This window comes from Vibrio sp. YT-18 (assembly GCF_033337345.1).
In the GTDB taxonomy this organism is placed as follows: Bacteria; Pseudomonadota; Gammaproteobacteria; order Enterobacterales; family Vibrionaceae; genus Vibrio; species Vibrio alginolyticus.
Genome location: NZ_JAWOQO010000244.1, coordinates 1 through 1,084, shown reverse-complemented (window position 1 = coordinate 1,084; position 1,084 = coordinate 1). Strand labels below are relative to the sequence as shown.

Sequence of the window (1,084 nt, the reverse complement as noted above, 5' to 3'; positions counted from 1 at the left end):
GTCATGCATGTTCCACCTCAGCCATTCCATTTTGAGCTATCTTGGGACTTTATCATGCAACAGATGAGCACGATTGGGCCTCCATTCCTATTGGGATGCGCAATTTGCGGTGTGGGTTCTGCGATCATTGGTTATTTCGGTATTCGCGGATTGTGGCGCTACTCTGTCGTTCGCAGTTGGCAAAAACGAAAAGTAAGATAAGCGGATAAGACGCTAAAATCATTCGTTGCGACATGGCTTGAGGTTCAAACGACAATAAAGCTGAAACGAAATGTAAGCAAAGAATGAAAAGATGTTAATGAGTACAAAAAAGGACCATGAAAGGTCCTTTTCTGTATCTAGAGTACTTAGCAAAATAAGTCATCGCTAACAACGATGTCTACGAGGCTAGCTTTCCTTCCTTCGCTACTTAGCACTCAAAACTGCGGCAGGGTTCAGTTTCGCTGCGCGAGAAGCTGGGTACCAAGTGGCCAATAGGCTTAATACGATAGCGGTGGTCGACACCAATGCGACGTCAGGCCAATGCAACTGCGATGGAAGAAAGTCCACAAAGTAGATGTCACCCGATAAAAACTGGTGTCCTATTAAGCCTTCAAGCCCCTTAATGATTGGAGTTAAATTCAACGCAACCAACACACCAACAAGGCTACCGACAAGGCTACCAAACACTCCAGAGAAGACGCCCTGCCAAACGAAAATACGTTTAATCAGACCATCTTTTGCCCCCATCGTACGCAAAATTGCGATCTCTGCTGCGCGGTCCTTCACCGCCATCATCAATGTCGAGACGATGTTGAAACATGCCACACCAATCACTAATACCATGACCAAATACATGATCGTGCGTACCAACTGAATGTCACGGTAGAGAAAGCCAAACTGCTGCTGCCAACTCTTCAAATATACGTACACATTCACAAGGTTGCCGACTTCTCGAACGATCGAAGGCGCATCAAGAACATCATCGGTTTTTAGAGAAATTCCAGTTACGCCGTCTCCTAAACGAGCGTATTGCTGCGCATCTGCCAGCGGAACTAAAGCCAATGAATGATCAATTTGGCCGTTCAACGTCAAAAAGCCCGCC

General features: G+C 46.1%; 2 protein-coding genes. One reads left to right on the top strand and one right to left on the bottom strand.

The features are described 5' to 3' along the window. Positions 1 to 201, top strand: a 201-nt coding sequence (locus tag R7M72_RS25730; protein WP_318056545.1) for a DUF2062 domain-containing protein, incomplete at its 5' end; no start/stop codon positions are given. 204 nt (positions 202 to 405) lie between these two features. Here R7M72_RS25730 and R7M72_RS25725 read toward each other — a convergent pair. Then, the coding region (locus R7M72_RS25725; protein ID WP_318056544.1) for an FtsX-like permease family protein at positions 406 to 1,084 on the bottom strand (679 nt) is incomplete at its 5' end.